Annotated in this window: 23 protein-coding genes and 5 tRNA genes; 4 read left to right on the top strand and 24 right to left on the bottom strand. The window is 28.8% G+C overall.

Annotated elements, in window-relative coordinates; genetic code table 11:
* Positions 1–54 precede the first annotated feature (54 nt).
* The 3 genes from BUA62_RS04075 to rsmG form a co-directional block, all read right to left on the bottom strand.
* The gene (locus tag BUA62_RS04075; protein WP_072863714.1) at positions 55–1,194 is read right to left on the bottom strand and encodes a type III PLP-dependent enzyme; all 1,140 of its coding nucleotides are present in this window, start codon (positions 1,192–1,194) and stop codon (positions 55–57) included.
* 102 nt (positions 1,195–1,296) lie between these two features.
* On the bottom strand, positions 1,297–2,082 hold the full coding sequence (locus BUA62_RS04070; protein ID WP_072863712.1) for a lipoate--protein ligase family protein: 786 nt from the start codon (positions 2,080–2,082) through the stop codon (positions 1,297–1,299).
* Complete coding sequence (gene rsmG, locus BUA62_RS04065; RefSeq protein ID WP_084670686.1) at positions 2,082–2,786, bottom strand: 16S rRNA (guanine(527)-N(7))-methyltransferase RsmG; 705 nt, start codon at positions 2,784–2,786, stop codon at positions 2,082–2,084. Before rsmG ends, BUA62_RS04070 begins: the two co-directional genes overlap by 1 nt.
* A gap of 35 nt (positions 2,787–2,821) precedes the next feature.
* Between rsmG and BUA62_RS04060 the strand changes: the two genes are divergently transcribed.
* A tRNA-Ser gene (locus BUA62_RS04060) sits at positions 2,822–2,910 on the top strand.
* A 36-nt stretch (positions 2,911–2,946) separates the two neighbouring features.
* On the opposite strand, the gene lepB is transcribed toward BUA62_RS04060, so the two are convergent.
* The 8 genes from lepB to ffh are packed head-to-tail and all read right to left on the bottom strand — an operon-like array spanning position 2,947 to position 8,028.
* Positions 2,947–3,882 carry a signal peptidase I gene (gene lepB, locus BUA62_RS04055; protein ID WP_072863709.1) on the bottom strand — a complete coding sequence of 312 codons (936 nt, stop codon included), beginning with the start codon at positions 3,880–3,882 and terminating at the stop codon, positions 2,947–2,949.
* A 2-nt stretch (positions 3,883–3,884) separates the two neighbouring features.
* Positions 3,885–4,232 carry a 50S ribosomal protein L19 gene (gene rplS / locus BUA62_RS04050; RefSeq protein ID WP_072863707.1) on the bottom strand — a complete coding sequence of 116 codons (348 nt, stop codon included), beginning with the start codon at positions 4,230–4,232 and terminating at the stop codon, positions 3,885–3,887.
* 34 nt (positions 4,233–4,266) lie between these two features.
* Positions 4,267–4,830 (bottom strand): RNA methyltransferase, encoded by a 564-nt coding sequence (locus BUA62_RS04045; RefSeq protein ID WP_072863705.1) that lies wholly within the window; start codon positions 4,828–4,830, stop codon positions 4,267–4,269.
* Complete coding sequence (gene trmD, locus BUA62_RS04040; protein WP_072863768.1) at positions 4,820–5,566, bottom strand: tRNA (guanosine(37)-N1)-methyltransferase TrmD; 747 nt, start codon at positions 5,564–5,566, stop codon at positions 4,820–4,822. Before trmD ends, BUA62_RS04045 begins: the two co-directional genes overlap by 11 nt.
* Entirely contained in the window at positions 5,556–6,122 is a 567-nt protein-coding gene (rimM, locus tag BUA62_RS04035) for a ribosome maturation factor RimM (RefSeq protein ID WP_084670684.1), read from the bottom strand. The genes trmD and rimM overlap by 11 nt, the downstream gene beginning before the upstream one ends.
* Before the next feature lie 4 nt (positions 6,123–6,126).
* On the bottom strand, positions 6,127–6,357 hold the full coding sequence (locus tag BUA62_RS04030; protein WP_072863701.1) for a KH domain-containing protein: 231 nt from the start codon (positions 6,355–6,357) through the stop codon (positions 6,127–6,129).
* A 20-nt stretch (positions 6,358–6,377) separates the two neighbouring features.
* Positions 6,378–6,653, bottom strand: coding sequence for a 30S ribosomal protein S16 (rpsP, locus tag BUA62_RS04025; protein WP_072863699.1), 276 nt, complete (start codon positions 6,651–6,653; stop codon positions 6,378–6,380).
* 46 nt (positions 6,654–6,699) lie between these two features.
* On the bottom strand, positions 6,700–8,028 hold the full coding sequence (ffh, locus tag BUA62_RS04020; RefSeq protein ID WP_072863697.1) for a signal recognition particle protein: 1,329 nt from the start codon (positions 8,026–8,028) through the stop codon (positions 6,700–6,702).
* Positions 8,029–8,346: 318 nt separating this feature from the next.
* Here ffh and BUA62_RS04015 point away from each other — a divergent pair, with 318 nt between their 5' ends.
* Positions 8,347–8,766: a hypothetical protein gene (locus tag BUA62_RS04015; RefSeq protein WP_072863695.1), complete on the top strand. Its 420-nt coding sequence runs from the start codon at positions 8,347–8,349 to the stop codon at positions 8,764–8,766.
* Here the strand turns inward: BUA62_RS04015 and BUA62_RS04010 are convergent.
* Entirely contained in the window at positions 8,746–9,894 is a 1,149-nt protein-coding gene (locus BUA62_RS04010; protein ID WP_072863693.1) for a CD0519/CD1768 family membrane protein, read from the bottom strand. The genes BUA62_RS04015 and BUA62_RS04010 overlap by 21 nt on opposite strands.
* A 191-nt stretch (positions 9,895–10,085) precedes the next feature.
* On the opposite strand from BUA62_RS04010, the gene BUA62_RS04005 reads away from it, so the two are divergent.
* Positions 10,086–10,175, top strand: a tRNA-Ser gene (locus BUA62_RS04005).
* 31 nt (positions 10,176–10,206) lie between these two features.
* A complete protein-coding gene (locus tag BUA62_RS04000; RefSeq protein ID WP_072863691.1) occupies positions 10,207–12,237 on the top strand; it encodes an alpha-amylase family glycosyl hydrolase in 2,031 nt (676 codons plus the stop codon).
* Positions 12,238–12,356: 119 nt separating this feature from the next.
* On the opposite strand, the gene BUA62_RS03995 is transcribed toward BUA62_RS04000, so the two are convergent.
* The 12 genes from BUA62_RS03995 to BUA62_RS03940 all read right to left on the bottom strand — a co-directional run bounded on the left by BUA62_RS03995 (position 12,357) and on the right by BUA62_RS03940 (position 21,783).
* The gene (locus tag BUA62_RS03995) at positions 12,357–14,024 is read right to left on the bottom strand and encodes an AAA family ATPase (protein WP_072863689.1); all 1,668 of its coding nucleotides are present in this window, start codon (positions 14,022–14,024) and stop codon (positions 12,357–12,359) included.
* 330 nt (positions 14,025–14,354) lie between these two features.
* A tRNA-Phe gene (locus BUA62_RS03990) sits at positions 14,355–14,430 on the bottom strand.
* Between the two features lie 10 nt (positions 14,431–14,440).
* Positions 14,441–14,516: transfer RNA gene (locus BUA62_RS03985), tRNA-Val, on the bottom strand.
* Between the two features lie 15 nt (positions 14,517–14,531).
* Positions 14,532–14,607 (bottom strand) — tRNA-Glu (locus BUA62_RS03980).
* Between the two features lie 69 nt (positions 14,608–14,676).
* Positions 14,677–15,282: an RdgB/HAM1 family non-canonical purine NTP pyrophosphatase gene (rdgB, locus tag BUA62_RS03975; RefSeq protein WP_072863687.1), complete on the bottom strand. Its 606-nt coding sequence runs from the start codon at positions 15,280–15,282 to the stop codon at positions 14,677–14,679.
* The gene (gene rpe / locus BUA62_RS03970) at positions 15,279–15,938 is read right to left on the bottom strand and encodes a ribulose-phosphate 3-epimerase (protein ID WP_072863685.1); all 660 of its coding nucleotides are present in this window, start codon (positions 15,936–15,938) and stop codon (positions 15,279–15,281) included. Before rpe ends, rdgB begins: the two co-directional genes overlap by 4 nt.
* Positions 15,929–16,828 (bottom strand): ribosome small subunit-dependent GTPase A, encoded by a 900-nt coding sequence (gene rsgA / locus BUA62_RS03965; protein ID WP_072863683.1) that lies wholly within the window; start codon positions 16,826–16,828, stop codon positions 15,929–15,931. The genes rpe and rsgA overlap by 10 nt, the downstream gene beginning before the upstream one ends.
* A complete protein-coding gene (locus BUA62_RS03960; protein WP_159429494.1) occupies positions 16,825–17,253 on the bottom strand; it encodes a PASTA domain-containing protein in 429 nt (142 codons plus the stop codon). Before BUA62_RS03960 ends, rsgA begins: the two co-directional genes overlap by 4 nt.
* A gap of 74 nt (positions 17,254–17,327) precedes the next feature.
* Positions 17,328–18,368 carry a dual-specificity RNA methyltransferase RlmN gene (gene rlmN / locus BUA62_RS03955; RefSeq protein ID WP_072863766.1) on the bottom strand — a complete coding sequence of 347 codons (1,041 nt, stop codon included), beginning with the start codon at positions 18,366–18,368 and terminating at the stop codon, positions 17,328–17,330.
* Between the two features lie 11 nt (positions 18,369–18,379).
* Positions 18,380–19,186 carry a LipS1 family lipoyl synthase gene (locus BUA62_RS03950; RefSeq protein WP_072863679.1) on the bottom strand — a complete coding sequence of 269 codons (807 nt, stop codon included), beginning with the start codon at positions 19,184–19,186 and terminating at the stop codon, positions 18,380–18,382.
* Positions 19,176–19,898 (bottom strand): ribonuclease III, encoded by a 723-nt coding sequence (rnc, locus tag BUA62_RS03945; protein ID WP_072863677.1) that lies wholly within the window; start codon positions 19,896–19,898, stop codon positions 19,176–19,178. Before rnc ends, BUA62_RS03950 begins: the two co-directional genes overlap by 11 nt.
* Positions 19,891–21,783 carry a transketolase gene (locus BUA62_RS03940; RefSeq protein WP_072863674.1) on the bottom strand — a complete coding sequence of 631 codons (1,893 nt, stop codon included), beginning with the start codon at positions 21,781–21,783 and terminating at the stop codon, positions 19,891–19,893. Before BUA62_RS03940 ends, rnc begins: the two co-directional genes overlap by 8 nt.
* Between the last annotated feature and the right edge of the window lie 15 nt (positions 21,784–21,798).

Here is a 21,798-nt window from a genome sequence, read left to right as displayed (position 1 = left end):
CCAGAGGTATATTACAAAAATAAAATGAGGTTTTTCAAAAAAACCTCATTAAAATTATCTTATTAATTCTTTTAATTCATCTATAGTATACACCTTTGGAGGTTCTATTCCATTAAAGTGAGCTGCATATTCAACAGTATAAGCTCCAGTATTTATGAAATAGACGATATCATTGTAATCAATGTTAGCGGGAAGCAGAATATCCTCATATATAGTATCAACACTATCACATGTGGGCCCCGCTATAGTGAAAACATCAGTTTTATCATAATTTTTTCCTTCAATCTGAATTTCGTATTGAAAATTTTCTATAGTTTCCATTAAACCATGAAAAACTCCAACATCAAGATAAATCCATTTTTTGGATCCTTTTCGGCTTTTTAAAATAACCTTTGATACTAGAATTCCAGCATCACCTACCATTGAACGTCCAGGTTCAGTAATAACCATCAAATTTTTATGTTTCCATAAATATTCTTGAATAGAATCATCTACAATTTCTCCAATTTCCTCTACAGTGGGTATAGGTTTAGTATGTTGAACAGGGATTCCACCACCAAGATTTAACATTTTTAATTCTATACCATTTTTTAATAGTTTATTAAAAACTACGCTGGATTCCAATATAGCTTCTTGCCATTTATATTTATTATATGATTGAGAGCCAACATGAAAACTTACACCAAAAGGTTTTAAACCATGCCTATTAGCCCAGTTTAAAATTGAAATAACATGATCAATATCTGTTCCGAATTTTCCAGACAATGGCCAATCACTATCTGAAGAACTGGTGGCAATTCTTGCATATACCTTTGAACCAGGGGCATTTCTAGCAACTTTTTCAACTTCCATTTCACTATCTACAGAAAAATATTCTATGCCAACTTCCCAGGCATATGCAATATCTTTTTCTTTCTTTATAGGATTACCAAAACTCATTTTTTTCGGGCTCACACCTAAAGATAATAATTTATTTATTTCTCCAACAGAAGCAACATCAAAAGAAGATCCTAAATCTCTTAAAACTTTTAAGATTTCAATATGGGAATTTGCTTTAACAGCATAAAAAATTTCAACGTTTTTCATCGATTCTTTTAATCTTAAATAATTTTTTTTAACCTGTTCGATATCTAATACTAAAAAAGGAGTTTCTATTTTTTTTGCAGCTTCTCTTATTAAATCATTAACTTCCATAATTTTCCCTCCAATTAATGATGTGTGATGAGAGAATATTAAAATATTAATGTTACTAATACAGTCATTAATGTTTAACAAAAAGAACTTTTTGTATTAAAATTAGGGATTTTTATCAATATCAAATTTTTCTATAAGTTTTTTTGTAAGTTCATATTCTGAGTTTGATAATTCTCCAATAAAAATTTCTTCATTAAAAATCTGTGAAAAACCAAATTTAAAAGCTTCAGCCATTTCTTCGAAAGAAATTTTTTTATTTAGTATAGATTTTATGTCAATGACTTTGTTTTTTAAATGGTTATAAAGCTTAATTTTTTTGTCTTCAATTAATTTAAACGAATTTACATAGTTTTCCAAAGGAAACTCATTTGGTATAGCGCCATGTTGTAAAATATAATAATCATTCCTATATTGCGCACTACCAATAAATTTTTTCTTTTCAATGGTAATTTCATAAATGGATGGTGAATCATAGCATGCAGGAGTATTTAAATGTTTGCTTTTATTTTTTTCAATATCGCAATAAATATTTAGAAATTCCATACTTTTTATTAAAGCTTCGGCTATAACCTTATAACTTCCAATAACATTTTTTGGAAGAAGATGATGATTAGTTGAGGCAGAAAATAAATATGTAATTTCGTTATTATGTAAAACGGCTCTTCCTCCGGTTGGCCTTCTAACAATATCGATATTATTATTTTTCAAAAAGTCAAAATCAATGTCTTCTAATTTTTGAAATCTCCCTAATGAAAGTGTTGGTAAAGTCCAACCGTATAATCTAATTGTTGTAGGTTGTACACCTTTTCCAACATGTTTAGCAATTGATAAATCACAAGCCATATTCCATGAACCCATATGATATGCATCTATTATAAGGCGTATCATTATATTCCTCCCAATGGTTTTTTTAAAGCCATACCAATTTTTCTTGGAAAACTAGAGGGTGTTTCACCTATCTTTTTTAATATTATAAAGTATCGTTCTTTTTCAAACACATTATAATGAAATTCTTCAATAATTTCAAAATATATTTTTTTAATAGCTTTTTCTAAGTACTTTTTTTCATCAGATATATATGTGGGACCTTTGTATAAGAATAGAAAACCACCAATTTTTAATAAAGGCGCTGCATATTCTAATAAAATATCACTTCTTGAAACAGCCTTAGCAGTTGCGTAATCATATGTTGAAATATTTTGTTTAGAAAAAATTTCAACTCGTTCATTAACAGTGTTAATATTTTTCAACTTTAATTCATTCGAAAAAAAATTAACAGCTTTAATCTTTTTTTCAATACTGTCTAACAATGTAAAATTTATAAAAGGAAATATTATAGATAATGGAATACCTGGAATACCACCACCTGTACCAATATCTAAAAAATTTGTATCATTTTTTAGATTAGTATACTTTAAAAAAGGATATATACTGTCTAAAACAAGATATTTTGCAGCTAACTCAAATTCTTTTATTGCTGTTAGGTTAACAGGGTAATTTATTATTAATTCAATAAAGTTATTCAGCTTATTATATGAACTTTCGTTCAAAGAAATTTCATAATTTTCAAGAAGTTTCAATAAAAAATTCATTGACAAGTACCTCCTAATATGGTATAATACTCCACGGAGACGTAGCCTAATTGGCTAAGGCGTCGGTCTTGAAAACCGATGGGGTTGACGCCCCGTGTGGGTTCGAGTCCCACCGTCTCCGCCAATATTTAAACCGCCCGAATTAAGGGCGGTTTTTGGTTTATTTTACAGATCCAAACCTATTATATGGCCAAATTCTTAAAAAAGGTCTTCCAATAATATTTTTTTCTGGAACTATTCCGAAATATCTACTATCAAAACTTTCTGTAGTATTGTCACCCATAAAAAAGTAAAACCCTTCTGGTAATACTACTTTCACTCTGTTATTTTCTTCAATAAAAATACTATTCAGATCCAGTTTTGCCAAATATTTTTCATAATATTTTGTATAATCTAAAGTTTTATTATAATATCTAAAAGCTCCTAGATCAAACATAGGTTTTCTAAGTTTATTATAAATTCTATAAATATCGCTACTGTACTTTTCTGGATAAGCCATAAATGTGTAATAATCTTTTGAAGCAAAAATACCATCAATATAATAATATTTATCTTCAAAACCCTCTGGTATTTTACCATTGACATATAACTGAGATACAGATTCTTTAACGCTTGTAGGCAATTTATCAATATCACCATAATAATCGATAATCTTTTGAAGCCAATAAGGGGTTTTAAAATCTTTATCTTTTTTAATTCTTTCCCATATTTTAGAATCTGGTATTAGTTCAATTGTATCACCAGGTGTTCCTACTAACCTTTTCACGTACTTTACATGACCATCAAACTCTTTTGGTGCAAACAAATCCATAAATTTATCAAAAGCACCAAGTTGCTTCTGTGCGGTTTTATCTATGAATGGAGTCCAAAATACGATTATATCCCCAACTTTTGGTTTTGTATAATCATACGTGATTTTTTCAATGAATAAACGATCCAACACCTGTATGGTAGGCACCATAGAAGGTGTTGGAACCATCATTGTTTCAAAAACAAAGAGTCTTATAATTGTTCCGAAAATTATGGCATAAACAAGAGCATTAATCCATTCATAAGTCTCTTTTTTTATTTTTGACTTTAAATTATTATTAGGCAATATCAGTCCCTTCTCTCCTTAATCTTGATCTTACCTTTTACATTTCTTAAATAGTAGAGTTTAGCTCTTCTTACTTTACCTTTTCTTATAATTTGAATTTTTTCAATAGATGGTGAATGGACAGGGAAAATTCTTTCAACGCCAATGCCATTAGCGCCTATTCTTCTAACTGTAAAAGTTTTACCTAAGCCACCACCTCTTATTTTTATAACAATACCTTCATAAGCCTGTACTCTTTCTCTACCACCTTCAACAACCTTTACATAAACTCTTACTGTATCACCAGGTCTGAATGCTGGAATGTCTTCTCTCATATATTCTTTTTCAATGGCTCTGATATATTGATCCATGTTAAACCCTCCTTGAGAATATTTTTATTATATATTATAATTCACCAAACAATCTATCTAACGCTATTGCAACAGCAGCCCTAACAGATAAGTGGTTAAATTCTGCGTTTCCTCTGATAGGTTCTAATTCATAATCACAAATTAATCTTGTTTCCTCAGGCATTCCCCAGCCTGTACCAAATAAAATTAAATGTGGTTCATCATTTTCAACAATAATTTTACTAATTTCCGAAAAACTCTTCGTTCTTTCCCTGATTTTAGCAGATGTGAAAATTAATTTTGGTTTTTTACCTTCCATTTTTTCAATATCTTCAATAACATCTTCAAGGTATGGCTTTAACCTGGTAATGGATAAAGCATCATATCTGTTTGGATTATATTCCTTACCAAAACCCTCTGTCCAATATTTCAACACATTCTTTACAATTTGTTGTTGAGCAGGAAGATTTGAGACTATATAAAAATTTTTAATATTATATGTTCTTGAAGATCTGGAAATATCATGAATATCCAAATTCGTTATTGCGGTTGATATAATTTGTCCCTCTCTACCTAATATTGGGTAATGTATTAAAGCAACATAAACATTATTTCTCATTTAGAATCAGCTCCCTGATTATATTGGCAATAACTTGTTTTTCAAATTCATCAAAATCATGTTTAACGAATAAATCTGGACGTTTTAATATAGTTTTTATAATACTTTCTTTTTTTCTAAATTCTTCAATTTTTTTATGATTTCCACTTAATAAAACTTCTGGGACCTTCATTCCACGATATTCACGAGGTTTTGTATAATGAGGATGATCTAGTAACTGATTATAAAATGAATCGTTTTTTACGCTATCAATATCTCCAACTACCCCTGGGACAAATCTGCAGATCGCATCGATCATCAACATCGCTGGTAACTCTCCACCAGTTACTACAAAATCACCAATAGATAATTCTTCATCAACAATATTCATAACTCTTTCATCTATTCCCTCATATCTTCCGCAAAAGAAAACAATATTTTCTTTTTTTGATAATCTTTCGGCATCATGAGTATTGAATTGCTTTCCCTGAGGAGAAGTTAATATTACATAGGGCTTTTTGCCTTTTGATTCCACATAATAATCATAAAATTCAAAAAAGGGTTCTGGTTTCATTACCATTCCAGGGCCACCGCCATATGCATATAAATCTGTGACTTTGTGTTTGTCTTTTGTATAATCCCTTAAATTATGTGCAGTAAAAGATATTATGTTGTTTTTAATAGCTCTTGATAAAACCCCAAAATTTGTAATAGAATCAAACATTTGAGGGAATATAGTAACGACGTCAATCTCTATCTTCGGATTCATCATCATACCATTCCAATCGTTTAACTATAATATCCTCTTCATTTTTATTGAACTTGATAATATTTTCTTTGATAAGAGGATAAAGAGATTCTGTTTTATTAAATTTATCTATTTTTTTTTCTATAATTAACACATCGTTTGCGCCTGTTTCCAAAATATCAATAATTTTACCAACATAAGTTCCATCATCATAATATACATTTTTTTCCAATAATTGAAAATAATAAAATTCTGAACCATCAAGTTCTGGAAGCATTTCTTGTGGAACATACACAACAAAATTCTTATAACGCTGTGCCGCAGAAATGGTTTCAACGCCAACAATTTTAATAATATAAACCTTATTTGCTTTTTTTATAGAATTAATTTTTGCATATAAAAATCTCTTAGTTTTTGAATTATAAAGCAAAACGTCTTTTAAATTATTAAAAATCCTTTTTTCATTTGTAAAAGGAAAAAGCTTAAGTTCTCCGTCTAATCCGTGAGTATTTGATATTTTTCCTATGGCAACTCTGTCTTTCAAGAGGTCATCTAACCTCTTCATTATATCACCTAATAACCTTTAAAAGGAATTTTGTATTTTCATCTTTTTTAGCTGCAGTAAGTAACGTATTTATTGATTTAATAGTCCTTCCATCTTTTCCAATAATTTGCCCAACATCTTGTGGGTCAACATGGATTTCAAAAACAACCTCAGCATCATTTTTATATTCTACTATATTTACTAATTCAGGATTTTTTACAATACCTTTAATTATATTTTCTAATAACTCTTTCATTTATTATATGCCTCCTGGCATTAAGCTTTTTTCTCAAATTTTATTTCGTGAACTCTTTTCATAACACCAGCTTTAGATAAAATGTCTCTTGCTGTGTCTGTTGGTTGAGCTCCTTTTAAAATCCATTCAACAGCTTTTTCAACATTAACCTTGAATGTATCATTTTCTCTTAGAGGATCATAGAAACCTAATGATTCTATGTATTTTCCACTTCTTTTTTCTCTTGAATCTACTACAACTATTCTGTAAAACGGTCTATGCCTTCTTCCCATTCTGTTTAGTCTTATTTTTACCATACTAATAAAACACCTCCTAAATTTTTTAGTTTTATCTTAATTTTTATTAAAATCCAAATGGTATTTTTCCGAATAATGACTTTTTGTTTTTCATTTTCTTAACCTGTTTCATCATTTTTTTCATTTGTTCATATGATTTAATTAATTTATTTATATCCTGTAAAGTAGTGCCACTACCTTTAGCAATTCTTTGTTTTCTTGAATAATTCAAAATACGAGGTTTTTTTCTTTCAGCTTTTGTCATAGAATTAATTATAGCTTCTATTTTTTTCAATTCTGCTTCACTTTTGTTTACATCTATTCCTTCAGTTGGAACGCCAGGTATCATTTCTAAAATTTTAGATAATGGTCCAAGTTTTCTTATTTGTTTAATTTGCTCTAAAAAATCATTAAAATCAAATTTACCTTCAAGAAATTTATTAGCAGATTCTTCAGCTTTTTCTTTATCTATCTCACTTTCAACCTTTTCAATTAAAGATAAAACATCGCCCATTCCTAAAATTCTACTAGCATATCTTTCAGGGTAAAATAGTTCAAGATCATCAACTTTCTCACCAACACCAACAAATTTTATGGGTTTTTGGGTAACTTGTCTTATGGATATAATCACACCACCACGGGCATCACCATCAAGTTTTGATATAATAAATCCATCTAATTCCAGTCTGTTATTAAATTCCTTTGCAGAATTCACGGCATCTTGACCAATCATTGCATCGACAACCATAAGTATTTCATCAGGTTGGGTTATTTTTTTGATTTCTTCCAATTCTTGCATCATATTTTCATCAATATGCAATCTTCCAGCAGTATCGAGAATAACTATGTCATGAACTAATTTCTCTGCATGGTCCATAGCTTCTTTAACAATATTAATTGCATTTTTTCTGTCACCAGTAAAAACAGGAACTTCAATTTGTTTCCCTAATTGCACAAGTTGATCAATAGCTGCTGGCCTATATGTATCAGCTGCTACAAGCAAAGGGGCTTTACCTTGTTTCTTGAAGTATTTAGCTAATTTTGCTGCATGAGTAGTTTTACCGCTTCCTTGCAAACCAACCAACATAATATAAGCAGGTCTTCTTGAGATATTTAATTTTGGTTTTTCATTTCCACCCATTAATTCAATTAGTTCGTCCCTAACTATTCTAATAAACTCTTGATCAGGTGTTAAACTTTCTAAAACTTCTTTTCCAAGAGCTTTTTCTTTAACTTTTTCAACAAATTCTTTAACAACCTTATAATTTACATCCGCTTCTAATAAAGACATTTTAACCGTTTTGACGGCATCTTTTATATTCTTTTCAGATAATTTTCCTTGCCCTTTTAAAGACTTAAATGCTTTGGATAACTTTTTTTGTATACTATCAAACACAATTACACCTCCGGTGAGGATAAACATTTACATAAATATAAAAAAATACAAATAAAACCCTTTCAGATTATAGCAAACAACATTTGGCTACAATCTGAACATACCTCTTGTTTTAATCAAGGTTTAATGAATTAACATAAAAATACAAGTCTAGTATACTATAAAAATTCTTTTTTTTCATGAATTATATTAAACAAAATGTGAGAAGGTGGAAAATTTAAAGTTACAATTTGATTACTGTAATAGAAAGAAAAATTTAATTCATTCTCAAAGAAGAATTTACAATAAGAAGGTGTATAATAAAATTGAGGTGATAATATGTTTTTTTTATTGTTGTTTTCTGTCTTTTTAGTATCAATTATTGTATCATGGATAATAGCAAAAATTTTTGATAAACCTATTGAGAAAATACTGGAAAAGATAATTAATGATCCAATAAGTTATGCATGGAAAAAATATTTAATTTTTGCAATTTATATTACAGGAATATCATCAGGTGTAAGAATATGGGATATAGAAAAGTATTTGGGATATTCGAATTTTAATCCAAAAGGGGAAATGATAGAAAGAACCATCTCTCTAACACCAGAAAGATGGATTCTTGAAATTTTAAGAGCAATTATTGAAGCATTACAGGGAATTTCAGTAATGTTATTGGTCTTTTTTATTTTTGCGTTAATTGCTTTCGTAATAATGAAAGTTATTGAAAATAAACATTCAGAAAAAAAGAATATATAATAAATGGGTTATAAATCCTGCAATGATGCCTGCAATTGTATGAGAAAGAATAGCTTTACTTGCTAATTTTCTTGCTTTTAAAGAATCCATCATTGCAATATGTGTAGATAAATATCCACTCCATGTCATTCCAATAGCAGTTAAAACAGCTATATCATTTGGATGTATGGAATTTGTTTCTATAAATTTGGGAATTAAAGCTAATGCTGCTCCAGTTGATCCTAAAGAAGTTAATGGAAATGCGATTAATTTTGGAGATTTAAAACCAAATAGAAAATTTAATATAAAGTCTAATTTTGATCCTATCCATTGCAAAACTGGGACACCTTCATAAGGTAGACCTTGATAACCAATTAAAGGATCTTTTGGACCGTTTGTAAACATCATAACTATAGTGCTTATAATTAATACACCTGGTATTATTGAAAGACCTAAATCAACACCAATTTTTCCACCTTCTAATAAACCATCAATTAATCTTGATAGAATACTGCCTTTTGTAGCATTCCAATATTCTATATCTACAGGATGATCAACATGTTTTATATCTTTGTAATATTTTTTTGTGTAATATGAAAAGATTCTGACACTGATAATACTACCAATAATAGCTCCGAAATTTCCGAGTAAAACAGGGAAGAATAGGTTTTCTCTCATAGCTGAAGATTGTGCAATCATAAATGTTGTAACAATTAATCCCATACCAAACGATGTTCCCAAATTACAGAGCAGAGGAATTTGCCATTTTTCAAAATATTTTGTAAATTGTTTATCCTGAGCTAAAGATAAAATAGCTGGATTATCTGATAAATATGTGGTCAATATACCTAGGGCAGAGGCACCAGGAAGATTATATAAAGGTTTCATTAGTTTGGAAAGAATTTTATTCAATAAAAAAACAACACCAAATTCTGATAATACATTTCCAAAAGCACTTGTTAAAACAGCAACAGCCATAATAAAAAATACAGTGTTTAATAATAAATCATGTGCTGTAGACATTAATGTTTTAAAAAAGTTGCTAACCCCCATATAATTCATTACAGGCAAAAATATTAGTGATGAAAGAATCAAAAAAAGAAGAGGTTCTATGATCTTATTTTTTTTAACAATTTCTTTTTCTTCCATGATATACCTCCATAATATTGAAATATCAAACAAAATATATTATAATAGATATGAAAAAAATTTCAAACATTAAATTAAGTGATTGTTGGTATTTGGAGCTAAATAATTATATTTTTGGACAACTATGACTTTAATTTTAATTAAAGCTTCAAAATTAAATAACTTACTTTTGTTAAAATAGAATTACAAACGGAGGCGTGTTCCGAATTGGCTAAGGAGCCGGTCTCGAAAACCGGTGAGAGGAAACTCTCGTGTGGGTTCGAGCCCCACCGCCTCCGCCATTTTTATATATTTCTGGTGGGAGGGTTTAAGGTGAAAAATTTAAAGGATGTATATGAGTTTTTAAAAAAAAATGTAGATAAGGGAAAAACAAACTATTCTATTCCTAAAAGATGGATGCCAGACGATTATGAAGGAACAGTAAGATTAAAAGGTCGAACATTTGTAGTAAACCCGTATGAATATTTCACAAAAATTATAGAAAAAATTTTAAAAAATTCTGATGAATCCAAAGATTATTCAAAACCGTTATCTTTCTCAACTAATGAAAAAACAACAGATTGGTTAAAAAGATCAATAATTTATAGTGCTCATGTAAGAATGACTGCAGCGTATAAACATGATGTAAATGCAGTGTATTTCAAACCTGATGATGACCTTGGATATAGAGAAAGTGGTACATTTTTAAAAATGATAGCCTTATTACCATATTTAAAACAATATAATGTAAATGCAATATATTTACTCCCTATAACCCAATCAAGCGATAAATTTAAAAAAGGTGAAGTAGGGTCCCCTTATGCAGTTAAAAGCTTTCATCATGTTGAAAAAGATTATCATGATCCCCTATTAGATGGATTTAATTCAGATCAGGAATTTTCAGCTTTTGTTGAAGCTGCTCATATGATGGGAATAAGAGTAATTTTAGACTTTATACCAAGGACAGCAGCTAGAGATAACAATTTGATTTTAGAGCATCCAGATTGGTTTTATTGGATTGATATAAATGAATTATCTTCTTATAAACCTCCAAAGATTGAAAATTTAGATTTTGAACAACCCTCAACGGAAAATTTACCAATATTGTACTCTAATCCAGAAGTGAAAAAACATTTAAAAAAATTCAGATGGTCTCCTAATATAACAAATCCTCAAAAATGGGAAAATTTTGTAAAAAAGAATAAAAATAATCCAGATTTTCTCGAAGAAATAGTAAAAGAATTTAAAGTTATAACTGTTCCAGGATTTTCAGATTGGATAAATGATCCGCAACCAACATGGGATGATGTAACGTTTTTAAGATTATTCTTAAGTCATCCTATGGAATCAGAAAAATACTTAGAAAATCCTGAAAAACAACCGCCGTATGTTTTATATGATGTTGTAAAATCTAGTAATTTTCCCGGAAAAGAGAAAAATGAAAAATTGTGGGAGATGATTGCAAATATTATGCCTTATTTCCAAAAAAATTATGGTATTGATGGTGCAAGATTAGATATGGGACATGCATTACCAAAAGAGTTAGAACATAGAATAATCTCAAATGCAAAGAATTATGATCCTTCATTTGCGATTATTGCTGAAGAGTTAGCTATGGATAATCATAAAAAGGTTAAATTGAGTGGTTATGATGCTATTTTAGGAAACACATGGTGGGCAGAACCAAGACATAAGGAAAGTTGGTTTATTAAGACAGTTAGAGATATTATGCCAAAATTAGAAGTTCCGTCTTTTGCAACATCTGAAACACCAGATTCTCCAAGAGCAGTAACGCGAGATGGTGAAGAATTATTTGCGAAATTATCCGCAGTTGTAAACACGTTTATGCCAAATGGAATAACGGTTATTAATTCAGGAAGTGAAATTTTTGAAAAACAACCTATGAATTTAGGGCTCGATTTTGAAAAACCAGAAGAGGAGAGATATAAGTATTTAAAACCTACAGATCAATTCTATGGTAAATTAGCATTTTTTGATTATTATGCTCTTCATTGGGATGTAGATAAACATATGGTGAGATTATTAGTTGCGCTTGGTAAAATAAAAAATACTTATAGCGATTTAATAAGTAATATTAGCAATTTCAGATATACTGAACATATGGATAAAGTGTTTTCTATGTTTTATTGGGATGGAAATAAGGGGTTACTAATTCCAGTAAATTTAAACTTTGATAAGGCTGTAAATTTTGGTTTTGATCTTGGATATCATACGTGGAGAGGTCATCATAAAATCGAATTATTATTGGAAAATTATAGAAGATGTGATTTTAAATGGGATGATGGAGCATGGCTTAATGTGAATTTAAATCCTGGTGAAACGAAAATATATCTTGTAGAATAACAAATGCCCTTTTAAAAGGGCGTTTGTTTTATTAAATTATAAATAAAGAATTAATAGCAGAAATTTATATATGGTAGTATAATATAAACTGTGTAAAAGAAAGGTATGGGATTTTCAATCTATTCTTTCACTATTATTTCCACATCTTTTTTATCAAAAGCAATAGCAACCTTTATTACTTTTCCTATTCCGTAACTCTTTATTTCTTTTTCATATTTCTTTTCTTCTATTTGTTTCATTCCAAGTTCTGCACTCTTTTTTAATTCCCCGTCTTTTTTATAATATTTTTTAAATTCAAATATTATTCCAGGTTTTGTTTTTTCTTTGGGGATTAATATTAAATCTGCTCTTCCATATCCCGCTTCTCTGTTGCTTTTTATTATATATTCTTCTTTTAATGCCATGCTCATTCCAAGGGTTAGTCCATGATAAAATCTTTCTGGTTCTTTTTCTGTTATATCAAAATAACTCAGTGTATTTTCAACAGCATCTTTAAATTCTTCTTTAAATTCTTCATAGTTTTTTTCTATCAGGTTTATTAGTAAGTTTTTATATCTTATCCCACTTTCTTTTAATATATTCACTACTGTCATTTCATAGAAATCTTGTGCTTCTTTGTTTGGTATTTTTAGTCTATATAATGCGCTGTTCCCTTCCCCTTTTTTGTCTTTCCATGTTAAATATCCCGTGAATAAGAACAATGTCCATACGCTTTCTTCAAGATTATCGTTTAAATCTCCATATACTAAGTTTTCGTTTATTGCGCTTTCTATTGTTCCACCTTTTATTAATTCATATATCTTCGTTTTTATTTCTGCCGTTCCTTTTCTTATTAATTCTTTTATTAATGTATTTCCACTGCTGTTTATCCAGTAGTTTTTTATTTTTTTCTCATCTACAAAATTTATTATTGAGTATGGATTATATACTTCTTTACCTCCAAAATTAAAGCCATTATACCATTCTATTATTTTTTCTTCTTCATATTCTATTCCATAGTATTTTAATATTTCTTCTAATTCTTCTTTTGTTACTCCAAATTTGTCATTATATAATTCATTGAGAACTGTAGAGACTTTTAAATTATTTACTCCTGTGAATATGCTTTCTTTTGCTACTCTTGTTATTCCTGTTAATACCGCTTTTTCTAAATATTCGTTGTCTTTTAATACATTGCCTAATACGTTTCCAATAAACGTTATGAAATTTTCATAGTACCCTTTTAAATATGATTGTTGTATTGGTGTGTCGTATTCGTCTATTAATAATATTGTTTTTTTGCCGTGATGTTTGTAGAGATATCTGGATAGATCCAATAGGCTGTTTTCATATAATGTGTTATTTCCTTTTCTTCCGAATATTAATTTTAAGTCTTCTTTTTCCCATTCATTTAGTTTTTCACTTTCTATTAAATATACGTATTCTCTGTATAAATCACTTATTTTTTTTCTTAATGTACTTATCATCTCTGTATAATTTTTTTCTTTTAAATCCTTAAATGTTATATATATCACTGGATATTTATTTAAATGTTTTTCTATTATCTCTTTTTCTTCATATATTTTTAAGTTTTCAAATAGATGTTTGTTGTCCTGATCGTTTTTGAAAAAGTATTTTAACATGCTCATGTTTAATGTTTTTCCAAACCTTCTTGGTCTGGTTATTAGAATTACTCTGCCCCCTGTTATTATTTCTTTTATTAACATGCTTTTATCTATATAGTATGCATTATCTTCTATTACTGTTTTGAAATCACTGTCTCCTATTGGTAGTCTTTTTAATTGCATCGTTTCTTCCTCCCTATGATATTGTTTTTTCCTTTATAATTTATTATATCATAATATATGGTCCAAAAAGTAAAGTAATCAAAACCTCGAAATTCACCTTTACACTTCCTCAAAAGAAATTGTTATAAAATTAACAAAATTCCTTTTACAAAAATTTCTGTACATTTATTAAAATCTCTTTATCTTTAAAAATTTTTCTTGCTGCATATTATATAATATACACAATCAACAAAAAACAAATTTCAATCTACTAACAATTACAATATGAGAAATATAGTCAGAAAAATTGATAGAATATAAAAAATCCCCGAAAGAATCGGGGATTTTTCGTGGTGGCCAGGGACAGAATCGAACTGTCGACACCTGGATTTTCAGTCCAGTGCTCTACCGACTGAGCTACCTGGCCGCTAATAAAATGGTGGGTGCTGCAGGGATCGAACCTACGACCTTCTGCTTGTAAGGCAGACGCTCTCCCAGCTGAGCTAAGCACCCACTCGTTTTTCATTCTGGCGCCCCCAACGGGATTTGAACCCGTGCCTTTGGCGTGAAAGGCCAATGTCCTAGGCCGCTAGACGATGGGGGCATCTTCGCAACCGAGTTATATAATATCAAAAATTTTAAAAAAAGTCAAGAAAACAAAAAGTTAAAAACTTTAAGAAATGATTTCTAATTTCGGAATATTGAGCAATATTGAAAAAAGCTTTTGGAATGCGCGTTTTCTATGGCTTATTCTATTTTTAATATCCTGACCAAGCTGCCCAAAGGTTAAAGTTTCACCTTCTGGAATAAAAATCGGATCATATCCAAACCCTGATTTACCAAGAATTGAGTAAGAAATTTTACCTTTGATTTCACCTTCAACAGAGAAAAGAATATTGTTTTTTGGATTATAATATGTTGCAGCACAAACAAATCTTGCAAGACGTTTTTCAAATGGAACATTTTCCATTTTTTTTAATATATGCTTCATTTTTTCTTTATAAGATTTATTTTCCATAAATCTTGCAGAATAAATTCCAGGGAATCCATTCAATATTTCTATTTCTAAGCCAGAATCATCAGCTATAACAGGTGCTCTTAAAATTTTTGCAGTTTCAATAGCTTTTTTTATAGAATTTTCGAGAAACGTTTTTCCATCTTCATTAACATCAAAGCTTTTTAAGATTTCAAACATTCCTTTAATTTCAAAATTTTTAGGTTTAATTTCGTTGATTTCTTTTAGTTTATGTTTATTGTTTGTAGCAAAATAGATAATCATATTTCCATACCAACCTCTTTTAATTTTTTTGCAGCTTCTGAAGGGTTTTTTTGGTGAAAAATCCCGGCTCCAACAACAAATTCCCTTGCTCCTGCTTGATATAAATTTTTAATATTTTTTAATCCTACGCCACCATCTACCTCTATTTTTACATTTAAATTTTTATTATCGATAATATTTTTCAATTTTTTGATTTTATTTAATGTTTCTGGAATAAATTTTTGCCCTGTGAATCCTGGATTAACGCTCATTATTAATACTCTATCAACAAATGGAAGAATTTCTTCTAATAAAAAAACAGGGGTATGTGGATTCAAAGAAATTCCAGCATCACATCCTAGCTCTTTTATTTTTATAATCGTTCTATGCAGGTGTGTAACTGCTTCATAATGTATGGTTATACCATTAATTCCCATTTTTGCATAATCTTCAATATATCTATCAGGATCAATAATCATTAAATGAGCGTCAAGATATTTATTGGTAATATTTCTAACAGATTTTATAATTGGTGTACCAAATGAGATATTTGGTACAAATAAACCATCCATTATATCTAAATGGATTCCATCAATATTATTTTCTACATTTTTAATATCTTTTCCTAATTTTGAAAAATCTGCAGCTAAAATTGAAGGATAAATTTTCATTTCCATCTTTTCCTCCTTGTTTTTTTAGTGAATTCTTCTATTTCGTTATATATTTTTAAATAGTTTCTATATCTTATTTCTGAAATTTCATTATTTTCAACAGCTTCTTTAACAGCACAATGAGGTTCATTTATATGAACACAATCATTAAACCCGCAATATATGGAATGTTCTTTTAATTCAACAAAATAATTTTGTAATTCATCAGGTTTGAATTTATACACATCAAATGCAGCAAACCCAGGAGTATCCGCAACAAAGCCACCAAAATCAAATTTTAATAATTCGGTATAAGTAGTAGTATGTTTTCCTCTTTGTGATTTTTCTGATATTTCACCAACTTTTAATTTTAATCCAGGATTTATAGCATTAAGTAAAGATGATTTTCCAACACCAGACATACCTGCAAACGTAGATATTTTATTTTTTAAATATGGTTTAATTTTTTCAATCCCTATATTTTTCTTTGCACTGGTTAAAACTACAGGATATAATGGAGAATATATATCTAAAAAATTTTTAATTTCATTTTTTTCTAAAAGATCAACTTTATTTAGAACTATTATACAATCAAGGTTATTTTTTTCAACCTGTATTAGAAATTTGTCAATAGTTAAATAATCCACTTTAGGACTTTTCAAACAAGTAACCAAAATAGTTTGGTCAACATTAGCGATCTTAGGCCTGTATAATAAATTTTTTCTTGGAAGAATATTTTCAATTTTTGCTGTATTATTCTCTATTGAATATTCAATATAATCACCAACAATAGGTGTGATTTTTTGTAATTTAAATTTACCGCGTAAAAAAGCGGTTATTTTTTCTCCATTTTCCAGGTCCATTAATTCTAAAGTATTTGAATGAAAACGTGTCACTATACCTTTTCTGATGTTCACTTATTCACCTCCGAAGACGAGACATCTAACTCGATTAGATCTCCTTTATTTATGATAGTTCCAGGTTTTGGATCCATATCTATAACTGTTTCAATTTCTGTCTCAGGAGTATATATTTTTTTTATTTTATAATTCAATCCATATGAAACTATAAATTGTTCGGCTACTTGTAAAGGTATCCCTATTAAATCCGGAACCTTAAGAGATTCTACATTTCCTAATTGGACAAAAACATGTCTTCCTTTTTTTACCTGTATTCCTGCTGATGGTTCTGTATATAATACTTTTTCTCCAATGCCTTGGATTATTGGAATTAAACCAATTTCTTTAAGAGCTTTTATTGCTATATCTTTGTTTTCACCTTTTAATTCAGGTATTGAAACATAAGAAGAACTGTTGACAAATATAAAAACAATCAACAGCAAAATTAATCCTCCAGATATTGCTCCCAATACAAACATCATAAAGTTGTACAAAATACGTTTTAAACTAATTTTTTTCATTTTAAAAATATACCCTTTTTTCTTAGTTTTAATTGACCACATGCAGCATCAATATCAGTACCTTTTTCAATTCTTAATGTAGCTTCAATATTTTTTTCTTTTAATTTATTTACAAAATTTGTTAAAAATCTTTTTGAAGGTCTTTCAAAACCAGCTGGATTCGGATTTACAGGAATTATGTTAACCATCACTTTCAAACCTTTTAATAAATTTGCTAGTTCTTCAGCATGTTTTTCTTCATCATTTAGTCCTTTTATAATAATATATTCTATCGTAACTCTGTTTTTTGTTTTTTCTTGATATATCTTGCATGATTGTATAACTTCTTCTATTGGATATTTTGCATTAATAGGCATAATTTTATCTCTTATATAATTATTTGGTGCATGTAATGAAACAGATAATCTAATGTCTAAGTCAAAGTTTGCTAGTTCTTCAATTTTATCAGCAATACCAGCAGTTGATATAGTAATTCTTCTTGCACCAAGTTTTTTCATTTTTTCATGATTCCAATTCTTGATGGCTTTTAAAACATTATCATAATTTAATAATGGTTCTCCCATTCCCATTAAAACTATGTTATTTATATTCACATCCTTTAATTTTTCTATAGCTAATACCTGTGCAACAATTTCACCACTGCTGAGATTTCTTTCAAATCCACTAGCCCCAGTAGAACAGAATTTACATTTTAAAGCACATCCTACTTGAGTTGAAATACATGCTGAAATTCTATTAGGATAAAATAATAATACAGATTCGATAGTTTTACCATCTTCTAATTTCCATAAAAATTTAGTAGTTCTATCTTTTTTAGATTCCTGAATGTCGATTGGTTCAGGAATATATATATAGAAATGTTCATCTAATAGTTCTCTTTGATTTTTAGAGATGTTTGTCATTTCATAAAAGTCGAAGATATGTTTTTTAAATATCCAATCCAGGACTTGATCTACTCTAAATTTTTGTAAATTTATTTTTTTGAATTCAACTATTAATTCTTCATAGCTAAAATTCAGAATATTTTTTTTAACCATTTCATTACCTCCTAAAATACGCAACATTCATAACTCCATGTTATGTCAAAATCTAATTTTTTTGCTAAATTAATAGTACTTTTAACTGGTTGAACTATCTTATCAGCAACAAACAATAATTTTTTTTGTATTTCTTTTCTATAGTAACCTCTTGGATGCATACATCCTAAAGTTAACTTTATATTTGGGAAATTATCTTTTGTATATTTGAAAATATTATATACTTCGTTTATATCAGGTGGATTTTTATTTTCAAAAAAAGAGCCTTTTGTTGGTATAAAAACTAAAAATATAATTTCATCTATATTATACTCTTTTATTTTTTTCAAAGCATCAAATTCATGTGTTATTTGTCCACCATTAAGACCAATTGTTATATGTGGCTTTATATTGAAATTTAATTTAAATAAATTATCAAAAGTATTCCACATTTCATCAAATTTATCGATACCATAGACATTTATCATGGTTTCTTTATTTCCAACTAAGTCAAATGAAATAGCATCGCTAATATTTTTTATTTTTTTCAATTCATTATAATTCATAAATCCAGTATGTAGATTATATTTAAACTTATATTTATCTTTATATTCTTTTAATTTTTCAATAAAATTATATACAGGAACCTTTATTTCGTTGTTCATTCCCCCACTTAATAAAAAGGAATTCATATTTGAAAGATTATCTATGTCATTTATTGTAGCCATATGTTCTAAATAATGCTTATTACAATGTTTACAATTTAAAGAGCAATAATTACCTGTTAATGAAATTGATCTGGTTTTTTCTATTTTAACAAAATGAATTTTATTTTCCATTTAATTCCTCCAGAAAATTTTCGCAAGCTTCTTTAGCAGCAAGTTGTTCAGCAACTTTTTTAGATTTACCGATACCTTTGCCGTATACTTTCCCGTTTATAACAGCCTCTATTACAAATGTTCTATTATGCGGTGGTCCATCCTGTCTAACTAATTTATATTCGGGACGTATTTTTAAATCTTTTTGTGTTAATTCTTGTAATCGAGTTTTGTAATCCAAAAATAATTTTCCTTCTATGGATTCTTTAATATAAGTTTTTAAATTTTTTAAAGCAAAAGATCTTGCTTTTTCAAATCCTAAAGACAAATATATAGCTCCTATGATAGCTTCAAATAAATCTGATATTATAGAATGTTTTTCTCTGCCACCAAATTTTTCTTCGTTTTTGCTTAATAAGATATAATCTCCTAAATTTAGTCGTTTAGCAGCATCAAATAAGATTAATTCACTTCCAACGGTCGCTCTTATTCTTGCCATATCACCTTCATTTAAATCAAAATTTTTGAATAGATGTTCGGCAATGATTAAATTTAATACTGAATCACCTAAAAATTCCAATCTTTCATTTGAATTTATTTTTCTCCCTTTAGAAGTATAGTCGTTTGAATAAGAAGAATGACAAAGAGCTTCAAAAAGAAGCCCTTCGTCGATATTATCAATACCAATAATTTTTTTTACTTCTTTAACAACTTCTTTTTCATGATCATTCATTTATTTTCTCCTTGATAATATTGTATAAAGATGTTTCATCCAATTTAAATATTTCAAACAATGATTCATTGTTTCCAGAAGGTGAATAGTTGTCAACGCCTAAAGATGTAACGGTTAAAGGACTTAATTTATTTTCAACAACAGATTTTGAAAATTCAACTAATAATCCGTTGTGCTTATTATGATCTTCATAAATAATTATATGGGAATCATTTATATATTCTTTTATTTTTGAAGCATTGAATTCTAAAGGTGCTGATACATTGATAACAGTAATATTTTTTCCTTCTTCTTTTAATTTATCTGCAACCTTTACTGCTTTATAAGCAACACTACCATGTGTTAAAATAGTTACTTTTTCTCCTTTTCTCAACACATCCATTTTACCATATTCAAATTCATAATTTTCACCAAAGAATGGTTTACCATTTTCATCTAAAATTACAGGTATTTTTGACCTTCCCATTGCTATAACGACGTTACCCAATATTGAAGCAGCATATCTAACAGCTTTGTCTGTTTGATTTGGATCAGCCGGAACAATTAATTTTGTATCAAAGAAACTTCTTACAATACCGATATAATTAATTTCATGATGAGTTTTTCCATCTTCTCCAATATCTATACCACAATGAGTAACAGCTGTTTTTAAGTTTGTATGATTTATATCATTCAATCTTTGTTGATTAAATGTTTCGTCAAGACCAAATACTCCAAAATCTGCAAAGAATGGAACAATTCCACAAACTGACATTGCACCTGCAATTGTTGCAGCATTATGTTCTTGAATACCTATTTGAACATATGTTTCTGGACTTGTTTTTTCAAATTTTTCTAATTTCACTGAAGGTTTTAAATCACAATCTATTGCGACTATAGGTACTTTTCCCTTATTAATTTTAGCTAAATCTGCAACGGCATTTCCAAAAGCTCCTCTATTATCAACTTTATCCTCTTTTGAATAAATTATAGGTTTTCCAGGATCTGCGGTAACCACATTATCTTTAAATTCTAATTTTTTTCTTAATAAAGGTAATTTTTTTCTCATTTCTTTATATTTTTCAATATCATTTTCTAAACCTAATTCTTTTAATGCTTTATCAGCTTCATTTTCTTTTAATGGGGAACCGTGATATTCATGTCTATTTTCCATGAAAGAAACGCCTTTTCCTATAATTGTTTTTGCAATAATAACTGTTGGTCCTAATTTATAATTTTTGGCTTCTTCAATAGCATTAAATAATTGTTCAAAATCATGACCATCAACTTCAATTATATTCCATCCTGCAGCTTCATATTCTTTTACAATGTCAACATATAAAACATCTCTAGCTCTTCCTGAAATCTGAATATCATTATAATCTACTAAAACAGTTAAGTTATTTAAATTTTCTTTTTTAGCCGTTCTTCTTGCTTCTGCGATTTGACCTTTTGGAGATTCACCATCACTATGCAAAACAAATACATGATAGTTTGCACCTGTTCTTTTTGAAGCCAAGGCCATACCAACACCAGCAGATAAACCTTGTCCTAAATTTCCAGTTGTCCACTCCACACCTGGGATACCTCTTGTTATATGTCCTTCGAAGATAGAACCGGCATGTCTAAATCCGGCAATTAATTCATCAACATTGAAAAAACCGAGTCTTGCTAAAGCGGAATAAACGCCAGGCGATGTATGCCCATGACTAATCACAACTCTATCTCTTTTAGGATCATAAGGGTTTTTTGGGTCTATATTTGCCAAATTAAATACACTTAAATACATATCGATAGAAGACATTGAACCTCCAGGGTGTCCGGATTTTGCAACTGTTGTCATTTTTATAATGTCACCTCTACAAATTTTAGCTAATTCTTTTAATTCATTTAATGAATTTTTCATCTAAACTCCTCCTTT

The organism is Marinitoga hydrogenitolerans DSM 16785, assembly GCF_900129175.1.
Classification (GTDB): Bacteria; Thermotogota; Thermotogae; order Petrotogales; family Petrotogaceae; genus Marinitoga; species Marinitoga hydrogenitolerans.
Note: the sequence above shows the minus strand (reverse complement) of the source record. Positions and strands in the feature narration are given on the sequence as shown.